At 66.8% G+C, this 12,994-nt stretch carries 13 protein-coding genes and 2 tRNA genes; 8 read left to right on the top strand and 7 right to left on the bottom strand.

The window, feature by feature from the left end; all coding sequences use genetic code 11:
• Positions 1-200: 200 nt before the first annotated feature.
• Positions 201-1,505, bottom strand: a complete 1,305-nt coding sequence (gene aspS / locus ACNS88_RS02425; RefSeq protein WP_435093558.1) for an aspartate--tRNA(Asn) ligase — start codon at positions 1,503-1,505, stop codon at positions 201-203.
• Positions 1,506-1,639: 134 nt separating this feature from the next.
• Positions 1,640-3,124, bottom strand: a complete 1,485-nt coding sequence (gene larC, locus ACNS88_RS02420) for a nickel pincer cofactor biosynthesis protein LarC (RefSeq protein ID WP_435093556.1) — start codon at positions 3,122-3,124, stop codon at positions 1,640-1,642.
• A 171-nt stretch (positions 3,125-3,295) separates the two neighbouring features.
• Here larC and ACNS88_RS02415 point away from each other — a divergent pair, with 171 nt between their 5' ends.
• A complete protein-coding gene (locus ACNS88_RS02415; RefSeq protein WP_435093554.1) occupies positions 3,296-4,462 on the top strand; it encodes an inorganic phosphate transporter in 1,167 nt (388 codons plus the stop codon).
• A 19-nt stretch (positions 4,463-4,481) separates the two neighbouring features.
• Here the strand turns inward: ACNS88_RS02415 and ACNS88_RS02410 are convergent, their stop codons facing one another.
• Complete coding sequence (locus ACNS88_RS02410) at positions 4,482-5,147, bottom strand: undecaprenyl diphosphate synthase family protein (protein ID WP_435093552.1); 666 nt, start codon at positions 5,145-5,147, stop codon at positions 4,482-4,484.
• A 102-nt stretch (positions 5,148-5,249) separates the two neighbouring features.
• Here ACNS88_RS02410 and ACNS88_RS02405 point away from each other — a divergent pair, with 102 nt between their 5' ends.
• The 6 genes from ACNS88_RS02405 to ACNS88_RS02380 all read left to right on the top strand — a co-directional run bounded on the left by ACNS88_RS02405 (position 5,250) and on the right by ACNS88_RS02380 (position 9,016).
• The gene (locus ACNS88_RS02405; protein ID WP_435093550.1) at positions 5,250-5,795 is read left to right on the top strand and encodes a DUF8056 family protein; all 546 of its coding nucleotides are present in this window, start codon (positions 5,250-5,252) and stop codon (positions 5,793-5,795) included.
• Between the two features lie 56 nt (positions 5,796-5,851).
• The gene (locus ACNS88_RS02400; RefSeq protein ID WP_435093548.1) at positions 5,852-6,535 is read left to right on the top strand and encodes a hypothetical protein; all 684 of its coding nucleotides are present in this window, start codon (positions 5,852-5,854) and stop codon (positions 6,533-6,535) included.
• Between the two features lie 58 nt (positions 6,536-6,593).
• A tRNA-Ser gene (locus ACNS88_RS02395) sits at positions 6,594-6,677 on the top strand.
• 346 nt (positions 6,678-7,023) lie between these two features.
• Positions 7,024-7,623, top strand: coding sequence for a superoxide dismutase [Mn] (gene sod / locus ACNS88_RS02390; protein WP_435093546.1), 600 nt, complete (start codon positions 7,024-7,026; stop codon positions 7,621-7,623).
• 155 nt (positions 7,624-7,778) lie between these two features.
• Positions 7,779-8,114 carry a DUF5827 family protein gene (locus ACNS88_RS02385; protein WP_435093544.1) on the top strand — a complete coding sequence of 112 codons (336 nt, stop codon included), beginning with the start codon at positions 7,779-7,781 and terminating at the stop codon, positions 8,112-8,114.
• Positions 8,111-9,016: an ATPase gene (locus ACNS88_RS02380; protein WP_435093542.1), complete on the top strand. Its 906-nt coding sequence runs from the start codon at positions 8,111-8,113 to the stop codon at positions 9,014-9,016. Before ACNS88_RS02385 ends, ACNS88_RS02380 begins: the two co-directional genes overlap by 4 nt.
• Positions 9,017-9,077: 61 nt before the next feature.
• On the opposite strand, the gene ACNS88_RS02375 is transcribed toward ACNS88_RS02380, so the two are convergent.
• The 3 genes from ACNS88_RS02375 to ACNS88_RS02365 all read right to left on the bottom strand — a co-directional run bounded on the left by ACNS88_RS02375 (position 9,078) and on the right by ACNS88_RS02365 (position 10,195).
• Positions 9,078-9,566 (bottom strand): hypothetical protein, encoded by a 489-nt coding sequence (locus tag ACNS88_RS02375; protein WP_435093540.1) that lies wholly within the window; start codon positions 9,564-9,566, stop codon positions 9,078-9,080.
• Between the two features lie 83 nt (positions 9,567-9,649).
• Positions 9,650-9,997: a 4a-hydroxytetrahydrobiopterin dehydratase gene (locus ACNS88_RS02370; RefSeq protein WP_435093538.1), complete on the bottom strand. Its 348-nt coding sequence runs from the start codon at positions 9,995-9,997 to the stop codon at positions 9,650-9,652.
• A gap of 123 nt (positions 9,998-10,120) precedes the next feature.
• A tRNA-Val gene (locus ACNS88_RS02365) sits at positions 10,121-10,195 on the bottom strand.
• A 170-nt stretch (positions 10,196-10,365) separates the two neighbouring features.
• Between ACNS88_RS02365 and ACNS88_RS02360 the strand changes: the two genes are divergently transcribed.
• On the top strand, positions 10,366-11,487 hold the full coding sequence (locus ACNS88_RS02360) for a M24 family metallopeptidase (RefSeq protein WP_435093536.1): 1,122 nt from the start codon (positions 10,366-10,368) through the stop codon (positions 11,485-11,487).
• A gap of 34 nt (positions 11,488-11,521) precedes the next feature.
• Here the strand turns inward: ACNS88_RS02360 and ACNS88_RS02355 are convergent, their stop codons facing one another.
• Complete coding sequence (locus tag ACNS88_RS02355) at positions 11,522-12,910, bottom strand: NAD(P)/FAD-dependent oxidoreductase (RefSeq protein ID WP_435093534.1); 1,389 nt, start codon at positions 12,908-12,910, stop codon at positions 11,522-11,524.
• Positions 12,911-12,994: the final 84 nt, after the last annotated feature.

Below are 12,994 nucleotides of genomic sequence, written 5' to 3'. Positions count from 1 at the left end.
TGTCCGATTTAACCCGGATTAGCAGCCGGTAGCGGTTCGAAAACGGCGTTTCGGCGAGATCGACGCCTTGCTTATAAAAGAACGGGTCGGACGGCCGCTGTCGACGGCGCGGGCGCGGACCGCGTCAGGAGAACAGTTCTGCGGGTGCGACGGTGAGTCTGTCCCGCCAGGGATCCGGGTTCACCGAGGCGCTGGCTCGCTCAGGGCTCCAGCCGGTTCGGGTCGCGCGGGAACATGATCGCCTCTTTGATGTTGTCGAGGTCGGCGACCTTCTGGACGAGTCGATCGATACCGAGCCCGTAGCCGCCGTGAGGCGGCGTGCCGAAGCTGAGCGCCTCGATGTAGAACTCGAAGTTGGCGGTCTCGACGCCCTCCTCCTCCATGACTTCGACCATGCGGTCGGCGTTGTGCTCACGCTGGCCGCCCGAGGAGAGCTCCTGACCTTTATAAATGAGATCGAACTTCCGCGAGGCCATCTCGTCGCCCTCGACGTCCTGCATGTAGTAGAACTTCTCGTCGGGGTAGCCGACCACGAAGAACGCGGGGTGACCTTGTTCTTCGAAGTGCTCGCCGAGCAGCTTCTCCCCTTTCGTGTCGAGGTCGGTCGGGTCGTCCGGGAAGTGACCGAACTCGGTTTCGAGGATGTCGAGCGCCTCGTCGAAGGTGATCCGCGGGAAGTCGTCTTCGGGCACGTCGAGGTCGACGTCGAGCAGGTCCAACTCGCGCTCGGCGTTCTCGGCGGCCTCGCGGAGCGCGTACCGCAGCGACTCCTCCTGGACGTCCATCACGTCGTCGTGGTCGTCGATGTACGCCAGCTCCACGTCGAACATCGAGATTTCGGAGACGTGACGAGAGGTCGCGAAGTCCTCGGCGCGGAACGCGGTGCCCGTCTCGTAGACGGCCTCGTACCCGGACGCCATCAGCATCTGCTTGTACAGCTGCGGGCTCTGCGACAGGAACGCGTCCTTGTTGTAGTAGAGGATCGGGAACAGCTCCGCGCCCCCCTCGGCGCCGCCCTTCGAGATGAGCGGGGTCTTGATGTCGACGAACCCCTCGTCGTCGAACCACTCCTCCATCGCCGTCATCAGCTCCGAGCGGAGGGTGAACACCGCGAGCGTCTCCGGCTTCCGGAGGTCGAGCGCGCGGTTGTCGAGCCGAGTCGAGAGGTCGACCTCGATGTCCTTCGAGATCTCCAAGGGGAGGGGAGAGTCGGCCTCGTCGATGACCTCGTACTCGGTCGGCGCGATCTCGACGCCGCCGGGCGCCTGATCGCTCTCTAGCGGCTTGCCCACGACCCGGACCACGTCTTCGGCGCCGACGTCTTGGACGGCCTCGAACAGATCGGGCTCGCGTTCTTCCTTGAAGACGATCTGGATGAGTCCTTCGCGGTCGCGCACGATGAGGAAGACGAGGCCTCCCAGGTCGCGGATCTCGTGGACGTGGCCGGCGATGGCGACCTCGTCCGCGTCCGGTTCGACGTCCGACGTGTGGATTCGCTCGATCATAACGGTGTCTGCTTACGCGCAACTGGTCGGGCGTTCGGCATAGGCCTGTCGTCTCGCGGTCGACGGAACCCGTCGCACGCGGCGGTCTCGGCCGGGATTCGCGGCACTCAGTGGTCAGGGATCCCGTCGACGGGCTACTCGCCGACCTCCTCGCGCACCCACGCCTCCGCCCGTCGGAGCACGTCCCGAATCGGGAGGTCAGTCGCTTCGGCCACTCCGGCCGCGTCGTCGTACTCGGCGCTCACGTCGTAGACGTCGCCGTCGGCGGTCGACGCGATCTTCACCGTCACCTCGTGGTCGTCGCCGCCGACCGAGATGACTGCGGTCTCGAAGTCGCGCTCGGCGATCCACCGGTGGCTCGCGCTCGACTGCCGGACGCCGAGGGTACCGGTCTCGCGGGCGAGCCGCTCCGCGACCGCCTCGGCGTCGCCCGGCTTGCAGATCACTTTCACGAGGTGGCCCGGCCGCGACTTCTTCATCGTGGTCGGGACGATCGTCACGTCACGGGCGCCGGCGCGCTTGAGCGTCTCCTGCAGCCCGCCGAGTACCTCGGGAGCCGCGTCGTCGAGGTTCGTTTCGAGGACGGTGACATCGTCGTGGACGAGGCCGTGGTTCTGGTGGTCGTCAGTGTGGGGGGCAGCGCCGTCGTGATCGTGAACGTGCTCGTCTACCTCCGATTCGCGCCCCTCTCCGACCAGCGCTCGGAGCACGTTCGGGTGGTCCGAGAAGGTTGCGTCGCCCGCCCCGTAGCCGGCGGCGTCGACGTCGAGATCGGGGATCGCGTCGACGCCCTCGGCGACCGCGGCGAGGATCGCGGCGCCCGTGGGCGTCAGCAGTTCGCGGTCGACCGGCCCACCTCTCATCGCGAAGTCGGCGCCGGCCGCGACCTCGGTCGTCGCCGGCGCGGGGACCGGGTAGACGCCGTGGCTCATCTCGACCTCGCCGCCGCCGGTCGCGACCGGGGTCGTCACGACCCGGTCGAGGTCGAGATCGTCGAGTAACAGCGCCGCGCCGACCACGTCGGCGATCGCGTCGTCGGCGCCCACCTCGTGGAAGTGGGTCTCGTCGAGATCGGTGCCGTGGACCGACGCCTCTGCGCGACCGAGGCGCTCGAAGGCGTCGAGCGCGACCGACTCGACGGACTCGGGGAGGGCCATCGACTCGACGAGCGCGACGACTTCGGGGTAGCTGCGGTGAACGCCCGATCCCTCGGCGTGGGTGTGTTCGGGGTCGGCGTTATCGCGGTCATGAGAATGGTCGTCGGAGTGGTCGTGAGAATGGTCATGGTCGTGGCTGTGACCGTGACTATGATCGTGTGTGCGATCGTGAGTGTGATCGTGAGTGTGATCGTGAGTGCGATCGTGAGTGCGATCGTGACCGCCACCGTCGCCGTGATCGTGACTGGCATCGCTATCGCCGTTGTCACGGTCGCCGTCGAGGAGCACGTCGACCGTCGTCGCCCGGATCCCGTTTTTCGTCGTCTCGCCGACCTCGTACCGGACCGGGAGCCGATCGGGCACGGGCGCGAGGGCATCGGGGTCGGCACCGGCCGCGATCAGCGCGGCGCAGATCATATCGCCGGCGGCGCCGGTCCGACCGTCGAAGACGAGCGTTCGCATGGCCGATCGGAGGCCACCGCGGGACAAATACTCCCGGTATCCGACTCGACGGGGTCAGTGTCTGATTTTTAAGTGAACCTCCGATTCCGCCGATCAGTCGAGTCTTCCGTCCGTCTGTCGAGACGCGGAAACCTGTTCGTTTAACCCGCTGTGTATTGTTACACCCAGTATATGGTAGAGGTCTTACTTCTCGTCGGCTTCGTGGTCGCGGCGTTCGTCGGGTACAATATCGGCGGTGCGACGACCGGACCGGCCTTCGGGCCGGCGGTCGGTGCGGATGTACTCTCCAAGTCGGGCGCCGCCGCGCTGATGTCGGTGTTCTTCTTCATCGGCGCGGGAACGCTCGGTCAGCGCGTCGTGACGACGCTCGGCGAGGATCTGGTCACCGGCGGGAGCGTGTTCACGCTGGAGACGAGTATCGTCGTGCTCTTCTTTATCGGGGGCGCGCTCTTTATCGGGAACTTCGCCGGCGTGCCGGCATCGACGTCGATGACGGCGGTCGGCGCCATCGCCGGACTCGGACTGGCGACAGGCACCCTTGACCAGGCCGTGATGGGCGAAATCGCCATCTGGTGGGTCGTCGCGCCGATCATCGGGTTCTGGGTCTCCGGCGTCGTCGGCCGGTACTTCTACCCCGCGATCGACAGCTGGGTGGCGATCGAGAGCACCGAGGGGTCGCTATTCGTCTTCGACCGGTCCGGGATCATCCCGAAGCCGGTCCCGGGACCGAACACGACCCGCCGCGAGTTCGTCGGCGGGTTCGTCGTCATCGCGATCGGCTGCCTGATGGCCTTTTCCTCGGGCACGTCGAACATCGCGAACGCGATCGCGCCGCTCGTCGCGCTCGATAATGTCGAGATGACGCCGATGATCCTCCTCGGGAGCGCCGCCGTCGCGGTCGGGGCGTTCACGATCGCGCGCCGGACGCTCGACACGCTCGGTAACGACATTACCGACCTCCCGCTGACTGCGGCGATCGTCGTTGCCTGCGTCTCCTCGGGGATCGTCATCAGCCTCTCGGCGGTCGGCATCCCGGCGTCGTTCGTCATCATCGCGACGATGTCGATCGTCGGCCTCGGGTGGGGACGCGCGACGCGGACCGTGACGGTCAAACAGGGGATCAGCGGCGAGAAGGAGCCGAAAGTCTCGGTCGGCGCGCTGAAGGCCGACGAGACGGGACCGATCGGCGAGGGCGACCCGTCGGAGATCCCCTCGGCGTCGGACCTGTTCAATCCGACCACGAGCGCGCGCGTCGTGCTGATGCAGAACGTCGTCCCGCTCCTCTCGACGGTCGGAGCGCTCGTCACCTTCACGCTACTGTTCCAGTTCGTCTGGTAAGCCGAGAGAGCCAGACCGCCTACCGCCCAAACCGTCGCTGCCGGTCCTGAAAGTCGAGTACTGCACGGAGGTAGTCCCGTTTTCTGAAGTCCCGCCAGTTCACGTCGGTGAAGTACAGTTCGGCATACACCGACTGCCAGATCGCGAAGTCAGAGAGACGCTCCGCGCCCGTTTTTACCACGAGGTCCGGTTCCTCGGGGAACACCAGCCGATCCGAAATGTCGGTCGCGTCGATCGACTCCGGATCGAGTTCGCCGGTGTCCACGTCGACCGCAATCTCACGGACTGCGGCCGCGAACTCGGCCTTCCCGCCGAGCCCGACCGTGATCCGGATCGGCGCGTCGTCCGGTCGCTCGCGCAATCGCCGTCCGGACTCGGCCTCCGTATCGACGCTCGCGCGGCCGATCGCTGCGTCCTCCGGTCCCCGAACGACGAACTGCCGGGGGGCGTCGACCTGGCGGAGCTCGCGGAGGAGCGTCGAGACGACCGCGGCATCGAGCACGGACACCGAGACGGTGACGCGCTTCGCGCCGTACTCGAAGGCCCACCCGAGCGCCGCCGACAGCGTGTCGAAGGCGCCGTCGACGAGGAGGTCGCGCTCGGTGATGACGAGCGCGACGTGCTCGGGGGGAGCGCCGTCGTGGAAGCGGTGGCGGACAGCGAGGTACGTGTCGTACAGGCCCACGTGAAGAGGTCCCGTCGCGGGGTATAAAAACTCCCGACCGCTCTCGACCTCGCCGCAGCCGGTGACGAGGGGTTTAATTCGCTCTCGGCCGTAGTATCGTTGATGGTAGACAGCTACCGTGGGGTGTTCGGCGCGATCCCTTATGCGATCCGCGAGACGGAGTCGTGGACTATGCGCGTGTACGGCGTGGTCGGGGCGCTCTCGGCCGGGCTGATCGCGACGGTGGTCACTCTCGCGCTCGTCGTCTGGATGGCTGAGACCGCGAACGTACAGAGCGGAACGTTCCTGTTCTCGCGGTCGCTGTACGTGGTCGCCGGCTTCGCCGCGGTCGCGCCGTTGCTCGCTCCCTTGCTGTTCGTCGCTCGACGACACCGCCGCGGCGACCCCGTGAAGGCCGGCTACGATCGAACGCTCGCGTACGGCGGCTTCCTGTTCCTGCTCTCGCTGTACGTCGGGATGCTTATTTCTGCGCCCGCCGAACTCCGCGAGCCGACCGGTTCGGCCGTCGTCGACGTCCTCTATGGGCTCCCGCAGCTCGCTGGCGTCGTGCCGCCGGTCCTGGCCGCGCTCGTCGTGTTCGCGATCCACTACCGGCTTCGGGGGACCGACTCGGTCGACGCAGACGACGCGGACGGCGCGCGCAACTAAAACGCTCGTTTGTTCCTCGGGTACGTATATACGGTCGGCGCGACACGGTTCGCCCGATGCGACGACGCTCCGCAATCACCGGGTTCGCCGCGGCGGCATCGGCGATCGGAATCGCCGGCTGTGCTGGATTTCCGACCGCCGGAAGCGACGGAGGCGACGCCCCGTCGGTCGTAGACGGGTTCGCGGAGGACAGCGGCGACCCCGACGACGACAATGCCGAGGTATCCCCCCAACCGGAACGGCCGGAGTGCGAGGTCGATTCGGTAGTGATCGATGTCGATATTGGCGGCGAGACGCGCGAGTTCGGGACCGCCGCGACGGTCCCGTATCCGGATCCGCCGGAATCGACCGGAGAGACCGCTTCTATCGAGGAGGCCGCTGTCCTCGACTACGTTCCGGCATTTGAAGAGGCGTATCTCACACAGGAGATTCTCTGTGACCAGACCGGTTCGGGACACGTTTTGAGCGTCGACTACCGGACCGACCGGATCGAACCGTTCGACCGAACCGGTGGCGGTCGAATCGTGTACCTTCGGTACGTCGGCGGCGCCACGGCGGGCGTCGACGACGGGGGGATGTGGCAGGCTGACATCGCGTTTACCGCGGTCGCATACGCGGTCGACGCCACCGGGACGGCGCGGATCGAACTCGACGACCCGCGCGAGAGGAGCCGGTCGGAGATCCGGTCCGATCTCCCGGATCCGGTCGAGGAGGGGGATCTCGTTGCCGCCTTCAGGTGATCGACGACTCAGCCGACACCGACACCCCTTAGTCGCATGCCCCCAAGAATCAGCGTGTGGTGGGATGGCAGAGCGGCCTATTGCGCCGGTCTTGAAAACCGGTAGCCTCACGGCTTCCTGGGTTCGAATCCCAGTCCCACCGTCAGCGCGCGGCGCAGTTCGCGCCGCGGGCGTTTCGTGCGGAATTCGAATCAGAGAGCGACCGGAAGGGAGCGACCGTGGTTCGAATCCCAGTCCCACCGTCAGCGCGCGGCGCAGTTCGCGCCGCGGGCGTCTCGAACGATACTGTGAAACTGGTTATAGTTACATCCCGGAGCGACATCGAGACCGATTGGCTCGATCCGACGATCTCGCACCGGCCTGAACCACGAGTCCAGCGCGCTCGATCCGAAGCGATCGAGATCGGCCGCGTCGGGTGACGCATGGTATCGTGTGCCGCATTATCTTTAACAGGATTCCGGTACATGTTATAGATAGGTGATACAACAATGAGTTACGAACTCGATCCGCTACCGTACGATTACGACGCGCTGGAGCCGCACATTTCCGAGCAGGTGCTCGAATGGCATCACGACACCCACCACCAGGGGTACGTAAACGGCTGGAACTCGGCCGAAGAAACGCTCGAAGCGAACCGCGACGCCGGCGACTTCTCGTCGTCGGGCGGCGCGATCCGAAACGTGACCCACAACTCCTCGGGTCACATCCTCCACGATCTGTTCTGGCAGAACATGAGCCCGGAGGGCGGCGACGAGCCCGAGGGCGCACTCGCTGACCGGATCGAGGAGGACTTCGGCTCGTACGAAGCCTGGAAGGGCGAGTTCGAGGCGGCGGCGTCCGCGGCGAGCGGCTGGGCGCTCTTGGTGTACGACACGTTCTCGAATCAACTGCGTAACGTCGTGGTGGACAAACACGACCAGGGCGCGATCTGGGGCGGTCACCCGGTCCTCGCACTGGACGTGTGGGAACACTCCTACTACCACGACTACGGTCCGGCCCGCGGCGAGTTCGTCGACAACTTCTTCGAGGTCGTCGACTGGAACGAACCGTCCGATCGCTTCGAGCAGGCCGTCGAGCTGTTCGAGTAACGTCCCACACCCGGACGCGCCGCGACGTGCGCGCGTCGAAACCCCGAAATTTTTTCGACCTGCTGTATGCTGAGAGCCGCGGCAGGCGCTTCTGCTCTTAAGGCCCCGATCGTCGTATCGGCAGCGTTTACGGACCCGACGCCGTAGCGACGCGCATGCCCGAGCCGAAGTCGACCTTCGACGCGACCTACCCGTGTGACTTCTACGAGCCCGCGGAGCTGTTCGAGCCGGATCAGATGTACACCATCCCGGAGATCGCTCGTCTCCTTCAGGAGTTGGAGCCGGACGCGGAGATCGACCCCGACACCGAGGCCGTGCTGATCGACTGGGCGATCCCGTGGGTGATGGCTCACGCCGACGACCTCGTGATCGCGGAACCGCTGGCGGAGGACGGTCCGGGTTACTACGGGGTCGCGCCGCACGCGATCGACGGGGAGGAGGAAGAAGCGGGAGACGAAAGCGAAGACGCCGACCCCCACGACGGAGCGTGAGCCGGGAGCGATCCGACGCACCTGTGATCCTCGTCGCCGGCGGCGCCCGCGTCGACGCCGGCAAGACGACGTTCTCGACCGGGGTGGTGGCAGACCTCGCCGCGCGCGCCGGCGACGCGGTCGGCGTCAAACCCCGCGCCGGCAACGACTACTGGTACGACCACGACGACTACCGGATCGCGAGCAATTCGGGCCGTCTGTACGGGAAGGACGCGAGGCGCCTCGCGGCCGCGAGCACGCGACCGCTCGCGGGCGTCGAGGGGCGGAGCCGCCCCGAGACGATCACCCCGGAGGCGATCAACCCCGTCCACCGACTCTGGCGACCGACGCCCGACCGGACCGGTATGCTGGGCGACGAGGACCGGACGTTCCTCTGCGATCGGGTGACGACCGAGGCGGGCTCCCGATTTGTCGTCAACGGAGCGGCCGAGGCGGCGGGACTGCTCCCCGACGGGCTCGTTGACCACCTCCCGGTCACGGAGGCGGTTCGAGTCGACGACGTAGCGGCGTTCAACGACGTGATGGCGGCCGACTACCTCCCGGCGTTCGACCGCCTCGCGACTCGCGTCGCGGCGACGTCGGTGCCCGTCGTCGTCGAGTCGTACGCTGACATCGCCGGTCCGCTTTCGCGAGACGGACCGGTCGAAGCCGACGCGGTGGCGGTCGTCGACCCAGGCCGCGCGCGCATCTACGCCGGCGACCGATACGCGAAGGCGCGCGCGGTCGCGTCCGGCAGCCCGCGCGAAGGAACGATGGAAGAACACACCGGAGCCGTGACGGAGATGATCGAGCCGCTCGCGACCGTCGGTCTGCCTGCGCTGTCCGGCGACGAGCGCGGGAATCCGGCCCGCGTCGCGGAGCGCTACGGCCACGCCTACGAGACGCTCTTGGATGCGGTCTAGCGGAAGAAGCTGTGCGTGATCGGCGCGAGAAGAAACTCGGCGAGAATCGTCGACGGCGCGGTCAGGCGTCGGCGTTCCGCTTCGAGTAGTGCTCGATGGCCGACTCGATCGAGGAGAGCTCGGCGTTCACCCGGCCGTCGGCGACTCGCATGAAGCCGGGAGTGTACGACTTGGAGTAGTCGAAGATCGCGTTGACCGCGCGCTTCGGGGCGGAGACGGCCGCGAAGTCCGTGATCGTGTATACGCGCGTCGTCGGGAACGCGGTCCAGAAGGTGCTGGAGACCCAGCGGTCCTCGTCTTCGAAAGTCGTCCCGATCCGACCGGTGGCGAGATACTCGTCGTCGTGATAGAAGAGAACGAGGTCGCCCTCGTTCATCCGCTCGAACGTCGAGCCGTTTCCGCTGTCGTCGTCGACGGCCCACAGACGACTCTCGTCGAGGTCGGCAAGGGGGTCCGGACGGTCGTCGTACTCGGCAAGGTCGACCGCAGACCGGACCGTTCGATCGAAGTTCTCGGGGTCGATCGGGACCAGGAAGACGTTCGCACTCATTATCCACACTTCCGTCGGGAGGGGTTTAAAACCGTTCGTTGCCTCGCCGGTCTCTCGACTATCGCCCTCTGATTGATACCGGCTCAGTCTCCGCCCCCGTCGTAGAGTCGATCCATCCGCGCGGCCATCACGAAGTCGGACTCGTGAAGCCCGCCGATGTCGTGGCTCCACATCTCGATCCCGACCTCGCCCCACGAGAGGTGGATATCGGGGTGGTGCCACTCTTCCTCGGCGAGCTCGCCGACCTCGTTCGTGAACGTCAGCGCGTCCGCGAAGTCGTCGAAGTCGTAGGTCGCTTCGAGGTGGTGGTCCTCGATGACTTCCCACGCCGGGCCGAGCGCGTCGAGGTACTCGGCGTACTCGTCTTCGGTCAGCGGCTCGGCTTCTTCGTCGGCCGACTCGACCGGCTCGTCCGCGAGTGGCGGTGACATACCACGCCTTTGGGCGACGAGCGGCTTGTACCTTCCGCGGGTCGAGACGGTGAGACTCGGCTCATAGTCTGTCGCGTTGCTCGGCGCGGATGCCGGCCTCTAACGATCTAACTGAAACAAAAGTGGGTTGGGGCAGATTTGAACTGCCGGCCTCCTCCATGTCAAGGAGGTGTCATAACCGGACTAGACTACCAACCCGCAGGGGCTTACTGAGGCATATAGTCGTATCCGGGGGACGTAATTGAACCTTTCGTTTCGGTCGTCGACACGGGAGTGCGGTCGGTCGATTCGCCGGAGGCATCGGTCGCTTTCTCGCGGACTGCACCTGTTCCGACCGGTTTTATTGCTTCGAGAAGAGTCGTCGGTGTATGGTCGATCTCGCCGCCCGCACTGAGAGGCTCGACGCGTACCTCGACGAGCGCGGGCTCGAAGCAGTCTGGTTCGCCAAGCCGAACGGGTTCGCGTGGCTCACCGGCGGCGACAACGTCGTCAATGCCGATGCCGACTTCGGGATCGCCGCCGCCGGCTACGACGGCGACCTCCGAGTGATCACCGACAACATCGAAGCGGACCGCCTCGCCGACGAAGAACTCCCCGACGCCGTCACCGTCGAGTCGGTCCCGTGGCACGCGAACTCACTGACGGACGCCGTCGCCGATCGCTCTCCCGCTCCCGCGGCCGCCGACTTCGACGTACCGGGCTTCGAACGCGTCGACGGGAGCCAGCTCCGGCAGCCGCTCACCGACGGCGACGTCGAGCGCTACCGCGAACTCGGCCGAGAGGCCGCCGCCGCCGTCGAGACGGTCTGTCGCAACCTCGAACCGGAGGATCCGGAGTACGAAGTCGCCGCCGGGATCGACATCTCGCTCGCGTCTCGCGACGTCGACACTCCGGTCGTGCTCGTCGGCGGCGCGGAGCGCGCCCAGCGGTATCGCCACTACACCCCGAGCGACGCGGTACTCGGCGACTACGCGCTCGTGTCCGTCACCGCTGAGCGCGCCGGGCTCTACGCCTCTCTGACCCGCACAGTCGCGTTCGACGCTCCCGACTGGCTGGAGGAGCGTCACCGCGCGGCCGCCCGAGTCCAGGCGACTGCGCTCGCGGCGACCGAAGCGGCCGCGGCGGGGGAGCTGACGGGCTCCGACGGTCCGGACACCGCCGGCAACGTGTTCGGCGCGATCCGAGCGGCGTACGACGCCGTCGGCTTCGGAGACGAGTGGCGCAACCACCACCAGGGCGGGGCGGCAGGCTTCGCGGGCCGCGAGTGGATCGCGACCCCCGAGAGCGACGCGCCGGTCCGGTGGCCGATGGGCTACGCGTGGAACCCGACCGTGCAAGGAGCGAAAAGCGAGGACACTCACCTCGTGGCGCCCGACCGGACCGAGACGCTGACGAAGACGGGACAGTGGCCGACACACGAGGTGAAACCGGTCGACATCGAGGGAATCGCGACCAAGCCCCGAGAGCTGTCCGCGCCGGTCATTCGGTGAACAGACGGAGCCGGAACGTGCCGAACGAGCGGCGTCAGTAGACGTACTCGCTCTCGTCGATGCCGACGTAGTTCTTCTTGACACGCCGTTTGTTCCACTTGTAGCCGAGCAGCAGCTTCACTGACTCCCAGCCGGACCGGTACGGCTGCGAGAGGAGTCCGTCACCGGTATCCGCGGCGAGCATCGCGTCGGCGGCACCGATGATCCGGTTCCAGTCGTCGGGGTCGTAGTCGGCGACCATATCCGCCATCGTCACGTTCCGGACGGCTTCGTCGCCGATCGCTTCCTTCCAGCGGCGGTTGTAGGAGGCCATATCGCCCGCAGCGGCCAGCTCGCCAGCGATTGCCCCGGTGCGGACCGCGACGTGGTCGCCCCCCTCGTGGAAGGCGGAGGTGGTACCCATCGCGCCGCCGACGACGGCGATCCCGGCTTCAGTCGGCGAGTCGATGGGACGCGTCGAGGAGATTGGGTACGTCTCGGTTCCGTTCCGCTTGCCCGCGTCCTCGACGATCGGGAAGTCCTCCTCGACGTCGTACTCGTCTCCGTACTGCCACTCCAAGAGGCGACGAATGTACTCGCCGCCCCGCGGGATCGATTCGTCGTCGGCGTCGAGTAAGGCATACGCGTCCCGGTCGAAGTCGTCGATGTCGAGCCCGATCGGCATCGTCAGCCCGATCCGGCAGACGCGGTCGGCGTTCGGGAAGATCCACGGGTACGCGGTCTCGCCGGGCATCACGCCCCACCAGAAGACGAGCGCGTCGTTCACCGCCTCGTACACGTCCTCGGGGACGCGGCGGTACTCCTGGTACGCGATGTGGTTCGCCGTCCGCGAGGCGAGTCGCTCGGAGGCGGCCGCGTCCGCGGGCAGATACTCGTCGAGTACCTTGTTCGTCACCGTACGCTGGGGGCCGTCGGCGAGCACGACGAAGTCCGCGCCGACCGTCTCTCCGGAGGCGAGTTCGACGGTGTGACGCGGCTCGTCGCTTCCGGCCGAGACAGTGAGGTCGGTGTCGACGCCCCGGACCGACTCGCCCGCGCGGTACTCCGCCCCGGCGTCTTCGGCGCGATCGCGGAGCCAGTCGTCGAAGCGAGCGCGTTGGAAGGTGTAGCCAAACTTGTCGTACGAGGAGTCGATACCGGTCGTGGTGAGCGTGGCCGACTCGTTCGGGCCGCGGAACTCTGCGCGGTTCAGCTCGCGCTGGACAACTCCCTCGTCGAACTCGTCGGGGTGGATCCCCATAATGTCGACCCAGTAGTCGAGGATGCCTGCCGCGTCGGTCGAGTCGGGACCGAGCCGGTCGCGGTCGGCGCGGGGAACTCCCTTTTCGAGCACAAGCGCGTCGGCGCCGTCGGTCGCGGCCGCGTGCGCTGCGGCGGCCCCGGCCGGACCGCCACCCACGATTGCGACGTCTACGCGTTCCATATTCCGTGAGGTCGCCGTCCGGCTATTAAATTCACGGTCCCCGACGCGGCTCGGACCCGACCCGGTCTTCGACGTAGACGCGCG

This window comes from Halorubrum shenae (assembly GCF_051194165.1).
In the GTDB taxonomy this organism is placed as follows: domain Archaea; phylum Halobacteriota; class Halobacteria; order Halobacteriales; family Haloferacaceae; genus Halorubrum.
This window is presented reverse-complemented; position numbering and strand designations above follow the sequence as displayed.

Bases quoted from the DNA above. Each gene is read 5' to 3' on its own strand.
- ACNS88_RS02360 (WP_435093536.1), top strand. From the start codon at position 10,366: ATGGTCGATCTCGCCGCCCGCACTGAGAGGCTCGACGCGTACCTCGAC.
- ACNS88_RS02355 (WP_435093534.1), bottom strand. From the start codon at position 12,910: ATGGAACGCGTAGACGTCGCAATCGTGGGTGGCGGTCCGGCCGGGGCC.
- ACNS88_RS02385 (WP_435093544.1), top strand. From the start codon at position 7,779: ATGCCCGAGCCGAAGTCGACCTTCGACGCGACCTACCCGTGTGACTTC.
- ACNS88_RS02415 (WP_435093554.1), top strand. From the start codon at position 3,296: ATGGTAGAGGTCTTACTTCTCGTCGGCTTCGTGGTCGCGGCGTTCGTC.
- aspS (WP_435093558.1), bottom strand. From the start codon at position 1,505: ATGATCGAGCGAATCCACACGTCGGACGTCGAACCGGACGCGGACGAG.
- larC (WP_435093556.1), bottom strand. From the start codon at position 3,124: ATGCGAACGCTCGTCTTCGACGGTCGGACCGGCGCCGCCGGCGATATG.
- sod (WP_435093546.1), top strand. From the start codon at position 7,024: ATGAGTTACGAACTCGATCCGCTACCGTACGATTACGACGCGCTGGAG.
- ACNS88_RS02405 (WP_435093550.1), top strand. From the start codon at position 5,250: ATGGTAGACAGCTACCGTGGGGTGTTCGGCGCGATCCCTTATGCGATC.
- ACNS88_RS02400 (WP_435093548.1), top strand. From the start codon at position 5,852: ATGCGACGACGCTCCGCAATCACCGGGTTCGCCGCGGCGGCATCGGCG.
- ACNS88_RS02375 (WP_435093540.1), bottom strand. From the start codon at position 9,566: ATGAGTGCGAACGTCTTCCTGGTCCCGATCGACCCCGAGAACTTCGAT.
- ACNS88_RS02370 (WP_435093538.1), bottom strand. From the start codon at position 9,997: ATGTCACCGCCACTCGCGGACGAGCCGGTCGAGTCGGCCGACGAAGAA.